The sequence below is a fragment of the Nocardia takedensis NBRC 100417 genome (assembly GCF_000308695.1).
GTDB classification, from domain to species: domain Bacteria; phylum Actinomycetota; class Actinomycetes; order Mycobacteriales; family Mycobacteriaceae; genus Nocardia; species Nocardia takedensis.
In genome coordinates this window covers 20,750-27,144 of sequence record NZ_BAGG01000089.1, presented here as the reverse complement: position 1 = coordinate 27,144, position 6,395 = coordinate 20,750, and the positions used below count along the sequence as shown (strand labels likewise).

At 70.5% G+C, this 6,395-nt stretch carries 7 protein-coding genes; 4 read left to right on the top strand and 3 right to left on the bottom strand.

Annotation, left to right across the window (positions count from 1 at the left end):
* Window positions 1-1,068: His/Gly/Thr/Pro-type tRNA ligase C-terminal domain-containing protein (locus ON30_RS18295; protein ID WP_040708685.1), on the top strand; the 1,068-nt coding region annotated here is incomplete at its 5' end.
* Window positions 1,069-1,249: 181 nt separating this feature from the next.
* A complete protein-coding gene (locus tag ON30_RS18290) occupies window positions 1,250-3,001 on the top strand; it encodes an acyl-CoA dehydrogenase family protein (RefSeq protein WP_040708676.1) in 1,752 nt (583 codons plus the stop codon).
* Window positions 3,002-3,005: 4 nt separating this feature from the next.
* On the opposite strand, the gene ON30_RS39245 is transcribed toward ON30_RS18290, so the two are convergent.
* The 3 genes from ON30_RS39245 to ON30_RS18280 all read right to left on the bottom strand — a co-directional run bounded on the left by ON30_RS39245 (window position 3,006) and on the right by ON30_RS18280 (window position 4,277).
* The gene (locus tag ON30_RS39245) at window positions 3,006-3,179 is read right to left on the bottom strand and encodes a hypothetical protein (protein ID WP_157183767.1); all 174 of its coding nucleotides are present in this window, start codon (window positions 3,177-3,179) and stop codon (window positions 3,006-3,008) included.
* Window positions 3,180-3,261: 82 nt separating this feature from the next.
* Window positions 3,262-3,690, bottom strand: coding sequence for a ferritin-like domain-containing protein (locus ON30_RS18285; protein ID WP_040708675.1), 429 nt, complete (start codon window positions 3,688-3,690; stop codon window positions 3,262-3,264).
* Window positions 3,687-4,277 carry a hypothetical protein gene (locus ON30_RS18280; protein ID WP_439928093.1) on the bottom strand — a complete coding sequence of 197 codons (591 nt, stop codon included), beginning with the start codon at window positions 4,275-4,277 and terminating at the stop codon, window positions 3,687-3,689. The genes ON30_RS18285 and ON30_RS18280 overlap by 4 nt, the downstream gene beginning before the upstream one ends.
* Window positions 4,278-4,602: 325 nt before the next feature.
* Here ON30_RS18280 and rimP point away from each other — a divergent pair, with 325 nt between their 5' ends.
* Together rimP and nusA are read left to right on the top strand one after the other, a co-directional pair.
* Window positions 4,603-5,241, top strand: a complete 639-nt coding sequence (gene rimP / locus ON30_RS18275) for a ribosome maturation factor RimP (protein WP_040708673.1) — start codon at window positions 4,603-4,605, stop codon at window positions 5,239-5,241.
* Window positions 5,238-6,266, top strand: coding sequence for a transcription termination factor NusA (nusA, locus tag ON30_RS18270; protein WP_040708672.1), 1,029 nt, complete (start codon window positions 5,238-5,240; stop codon window positions 6,264-6,266). The genes rimP and nusA overlap by 4 nt, the downstream gene beginning before the upstream one ends.
* Window positions 6,267-6,395 lie beyond the last annotated feature (129 nt).

The following is a 6,395-nucleotide window of genomic DNA, read 5'->3' as shown; positions in this document are numbered from 1 at the left end:
GAGTCGGGGTACGCGGCGAACGTGGAGGCCGTCATCACCCCGGCCCCGGCTCCGCTGCCCTTCGACGACCTGCCCGCCGCGGCCGTCCACGACACCCCCGACACCGCGACCATCGCGACGCTGGTGCGGTGGGCGGAGTCGGCGGGTGTGCTCGACCGTCCGGTCACCGCCGCCGACACTCTCAAGAACGTCATGGTCAAGTTGCGTCATCCGGACGGCAAGACCGAGATCGTCGGCATCGGCATCCCCGGTGACCGCGAGGTCGACGAGAAGCGTCTCGGCGCGTCCGTGGAACCCGCCGAGATCGAACTGCTCACCGACGCCGACTTCGCCGCCAACCCCTTCCTGGTGAAGGGCTACATCGGTCCGAAGGCGTTGCAGGAGAACGGGGTCCGCTACCTGGTCGACCCCCGCGTCGGTACCGGGACCAGCTGGATCACCGGCGCGGACGCCCCGAACAAGCACGTCGTCGGCCTGGTCGCGGGCCGCGACTTCACCCCCGACGGCACCATCGAGGCCGCCCAGGTCCGCGACGGCGACCCCTCGCCGGACGGTCACGGCACCCTGGTCGCCGCGCGCGGCATCGAGATCGGGCACATCTTCCAACTCGGCTACAAGTACACCGACGCCTTCGAGGTCGACGTCCTCGGCGAGAACGGCAAACCGGTGCGACTGGTCATGGGCTCCTACGGCATCGGCGTGTCCCGCATGGTCGCCGTGCTCGCCGAACAGCAGCACGACGACAAGGGTCTGCGCTGGCCCGCCGCGATCGCCCCGTTCGACGTGCACGTGGTCATCGCCAATAAGGACGAGGGCGCGCGGGCGGGTGCCGAACAGGTCGTCGCGGGTCTGGACGCCCGCGGTGTGGACGTGCTGTTCGACGACCGCACCGCCTCGCCGGGCGTGAAGTTCAAGGACGCCGAACTGCTCGGCATGCCGTGGATCCTGGTCATCGGGCGCGGCTGGGCCGAAGGCAAGGTCGAACTGCGCGACCGGTTCACCGGCGCGGTCGAGGAGATCGCCGCCGACGCCGCCGTCGAGACGGTGCTCGCCCGCCTGAAGGGCTGACTCCCCGCGCGCACGGCCCCCGGTTGCTCGTACCCGCCGGGGGCCGTTCCGCGTTCTCGGGACTGCTGTCGAGACGATGACGCAATGTCTGTCTACCTACCGCTCCGTAAGGTGAAACCGCTGGTCACGGATTCGACGGACCCCGGATCGGTGGGAGTTACCCGCTGGTAGTTTGGCGGTCATGACGACCTCCGACGCGCTGCTGTTCAACCCCGCCACCTACGACCCGCACTGGTTCGACGCGGAGACCAGGCGACTGCTGAAAGCCACCGTCGAATGGTTCGAGACCAAGGGCAAGAACCAGTTGCTCGCCGATGACCGGGATGCCGTCTGGGTCGCCGACTTCCTGGAGTTCGTCGGCCGGGAGAAGTTGTTCGCGACCTTCCTGACCCCCGCCGCGCACGCCGACGGCGACCCGAACCGGCGCTGGGACACCGCGCGCAACGCCGCGCTCTCCGAGATCCTCGGCTTCTATGGGCTCTCGTATTGGTACGCCGAACAAGTCACGATTCTCGGTCTCGGCCCGATCTGGCAGAGCGCCAACGAATCCGCCACCCGCCGCGCCGCCGCCGACCTCGCCGACGGCCAGGTCATGGCCTTCGCGCTGTCCGAGCAGTCCCACGGCGCCGACATCTACAACACCGATCTGGTCCTGACCCCGACCGCGCCGGGCAGCGCCGACGCCGAGGCCGGAATCCTGTTCCGCGCCAACGGCGAGAAGTACTACATCGGCAACGGCAACGTCGCGAGCATGGTCTCGGTGTTCTCCCGCCGCGCCGACCTCGACGGGGCCGAGGGCTACGTCTGGTTCGCCGCCGACAGCCGCCACGACGCCTACGAACTGCGCGGCAACGTGGTGCACGGGCAGATGTACGTGAGCACCTTCCGCCTCGTCGACTACCCCGTGCGCGCCGAGGACATCCTGCACACCGGCCCCGAAGCCTTCTCCGCGGCGCTCAACACCGTCAACGTCGGCAAGTTCAACCTGTGCCACGGCGGCATCGGCATGGTGGAACACGCCTTCCACGAGGCGATCACCCACGCCGACAACCGGATCCTCTACGGCGAACCGGTCACCCGTTTCCCGCACGTGCGCGGCAACTTCATCGACGCCTACAGTCGCATCGCCGCCATGAAACTGTTCAGCGACCGCGCCGTGGACTACTTCCGCTCGGCGAGCCTCGAGGACCGCCGCTACCTGCTGTTCAATCCGATGACCAAATCCAAGGTCACCTCCGAGGCCGAAGTGGTCACCACGCTGCTGCTGGATGTGCTGGCCGCCAAGGGATTCGAGAAGAACACCTACTTCGCCCAGGTCGCCCGGCTGATCAGCACCCTGCCGCGCCTCGAGGGCACCGTGCACGTCAACGTCGGCCAGATCCTCAAGTTCATGCCCAACTACCTGTTCGAGCCGCAGGACTATCCCGAGGTGGGCACCCGACTCGACGCGGCCGACGACGAGTTCTTCTGGCGGCAGGGTCCAGCGCGCGGTGCGGCGAAGGTCCGCTTCGCCGACTGGGCGCCGGTCTACGACAAGCACGCCGACGTCGCGAACGTGGCCCGCTTCACCGAACAGGCCCGCGCGCTGCGCACACTGCTCGCCACCGCCGCACCCGAGGAGACCCAGCGCACCGACCTGGACTTCATGCTGACCGTCGGCCACCTGTTCTCGCTGGTGGTCTACGGGCAGCTCATCCTGGAGCAGGCGGCGATCACCGGACTGGACGGCGACGTCCTCGACCAGATCTTCGACTTCCAGATCCGCGACTTCAACGCGCACGCGACCACGCTCTACGGCAAATCCTCGGCCACCGCCGCGCAGCGGGAATGGGCCGTGGCCGCCCTGCGCGCCCCCGTCGCCGACGAGGCGCGCGCCGAGCGGATGTGGCAGCGGGTCGCCTCCTACAACGGGGCCTACGCGATGCGACCCTGACAGGTCACGCCAGGAACAGGTCGACCACCAGCGCGTCGCGGTCCTCGGCGGGATGTTCGCGGCCGTCCTCGTCGAGGTCGCGGACCGTTCCCGTCGACGGGCCCGCCGACAGGAACGCCACGACGGCGGCCACGACGAGGACGAGCAGCAGGCAGACACGGCGGGCGGAACGGGACATCGTCGGCAATCCTTCGGCAATCCCCTTGCGGGGCAACGGGTGACGACACCTATTCGGCGCCGCGCCCACCGGGGATGGCCGCTCAGGCGCTTCCTGGCAGCGCCGTCGTCGCGGTGCCGAGGATGACCTGCCAGGTGGCCAGGCGCACGGCGGTCTCGGACAACGCGTCCACGCCGATCCCGCGGGTCTGCTCGGTGGCGGCCTGTTCCACCACGGCGCGCCAGGCCACCGCGGCGTCGTTCTCCACGGCGACCGCGAGGTTCGCGGCGGGAATCGGATCGTCGACCGGGAAGGGCGCGGTGTAGGCGGCCTCCGGCGCGGGCACGGGGACGCCCGCCGCGGTCAGCGCGGCAATGGTGGCGTCACGGCGGGCGCGGTGCGCGGCGGTGAACTGCTCGACCAACCGGGTGCGCTCGTCGGAGGCGAAGGCCGCGACCACCCCGTAGGCGTACACGGCCGCGTACTCGGCGCCGAGCGCGTCGAGCAGGGCGCGGCGTTCGGCGTCGGTCATGCGAGCAGGACTCCCGTCTGCGCGGCACAGCAGGCGCTGATCGAGGCCAGTAGGCCCGCGCGGTAACCGGTCTGGGTCCGGGCGAGGTCCGCGGCGGACCGTTGCGAACCCGTCAGCCGTTCGCGCAACTGCTCGATCGTCGGCGGGGCCGCGGGCGGGATCGGCGCTTCCGTCGAGGCGGGCATCGGGCCGGAACCGGGTGCGCCCGGACCGGGTTCGGCGGTGCGGCGGGTGGGCACGGTGCCGTCGCCGTAGACGCCGATGACGCGCGCCACTTCGGCGCGCAACGCCTCCGCGTGCTCGGTGCGCTGGGCCGCGATCGCGGTGAGCGCGGCCTGCCGCTGGGGAGCCAGCGCGATGGCCGCGGTGGCCGCCGCCGCGTCGGCGCGCGCCGAGATCTCCTGGGCGGCAAGCGGATCGGGGAGGTAGATGGTCTCGTCGGCGCAGCCGGTCACGGCGACCAGTGCGAACGCCCCCACCGCGCCGCCGCCCGCCCAGCGCAGGGCCGTCCGGCGGTCGACCGCCGAAGGGGCGGGAATGCCTGCGGTGCGCCCGGCGTTCGGCGGGGCGAGGGGGCGACGTGGCACGGCACCATCGTGCCAGATCCGCGCGCGTGCTCCGACCAAGGCGCGGACGCCACCGCGATCGACGCCTGGACGGTACCGGGGCCGACGCGTGGACGGGGCCGGGAGCCAGGCGTGTGTGCGGTGGCGACCATGGCGCGGGCAGCGCGGGTTTCGACCGCGACGGCGCAGGATACCCGCCGAATCTTGTGCTCGGCCGTTGGTCCTTTACACTCTCGGGGCGCGTTACGCTAGACCTTCGGTGGAGTTGTTTGCCGACAGCGACTGCTCGACCCCTCGCACCGAACCGACCCCGATCGCGTCACAACTGAACCAGGAGCCGCCTCACATGCCGATGCCGACCGAGGAAAGGGTGAGCCAGCTGATAGCCGGGCTCATCGAGCGACGAGGATTCGACCTCGAGGGTGTCGAGATCTCGACCGTCGGCAAGCAGACCGACGCGCAGGCTCGGGTGACGGTGACCGTCGACAGCGACGCGTCCGCCGATCTGGATACGCTGGCGACCCTGAGTTCGGATCTGTCCGAGGAGCTCGACTCGGTCGGCGACTTCGGGGAGACGGCCTACCTGCTCGAGGTCACCACCCCCGGCGTCGATCGACCGCTCACCGCCGAGCGGCACTGGCGACGGGCGCGCGGCCGCAAGGTGCGCGTCGAGCTACGGTCGGGCGCGCAACCGCCCGACCCCGGCGGATCGTCCCGATTCGAGGCCAGGGTCGGCGCGCTCGAGGGCGACACCGTGGCCCTGGTACTCGGCGGCAAGCAGCGACCGCACCGGGTGCCGGTGGCGCTGGCCGACATCGAGCGGGCCGTCGTGCAGGTCGAGTTCAACCCGCCCGGCGCGTTGGAACTCGAACTCGCGGGCGGCGTCGCCCCGGGCAGGCCAGAACCCGGTCGCGGAGTCGACGAGCCCGCCACCACCACTTCCGACACCACCACCGATGCGCCGACCGAAGGGATCGTGGAATGAACATCGAAATCGAAGCCCTGCGTGCGATTGTCGCCGACAAGGGGATCTCGATCGAGACGGTGATCTCCGCGATCGAGTCCGCTCTGCTGACCGCCTACCGCCACACCGAGGGGCACCAGCCCAACGCGCGGATCGACATCAACCAGAAGACCGGCACGGTCCGGGTGATGGCCCGCGAACTCGACGCCGACGGCAACCTCGTCTCCGAATGGGACGACACCCCCGAAGGCTTCGGGCGCATCGCCGCCACCACCGCGCGCCAGGTCGTGTTGCAGCGGTTGCGCGACGCCGAGAACGAGAAATCCTTCGGCGAGTTCGCGACCCACGAGGGCGACATCGTCGGCGGCGTGGTGCAGCGCGACGCCCGCGCCAACGCCCGCGGCACGATCGTGGTCCGCATCGGCAGCGAACTGCACGGCACCGAAGGGCTCATCCCGCCCGCCGAGCAGGTGCCGGGGGAGACCTACGAGCACGGCGACCGGATCAAGTGTTACGTCGTCGGCGTCTCTCGCGGCCCGCGCGGCCCGCAGATCACCCTCTCGCGCACCCACCCGAACCTGGTTCGCCGGTTGTTCGCCCTCGAGGTCCCCGAGATCGCCGACGGCTCGGTGGAGATCGTGGCGGTGGCCCGCGAGGCCGGGCACCGGTCCAAGATCGCGGTGCGCTCCACGGTGTCCGGGGTCAACGCCAAGGGCGCCTGTATCGGTCCGATGGGGCAGCGCGTGCGCAACGTGATGAGCGAACTGGCCGGCGAGAAGATCGACATCATCGATTTCGCCGACGATCCGGCGGCCTTCGTCGGCAATGCGCTCTCGCCCTCGAAAGTGGTCTCGGTCACCATCGTCGATCCCGAAGCCCGCGCCGCCCGCGTCGTCGTGCCCGATTTCCAGCTCTCGTTGGCCATCGGCAAGGAGGGTCAGAACGCCCGTCTCGCGGCCCGGCTGACCGGCTGGCGCATCGACATCCGCAGCGACGCGGCCCCTGACGTGGGCGGTAGCGCGCCCGCGGAGGCGCAGCGCAGTTGACCGAGAGTGGCGCGCCACGGCGTGCGACGGTCCGTTCGGCGAGTCCCGCGCCGGACCGATCGGATCGGGAATCCGGGCGCCGGGATGACAGGTTGGTAACTTCCGCGGGGGCGGGGTTCGGTGTTCGGA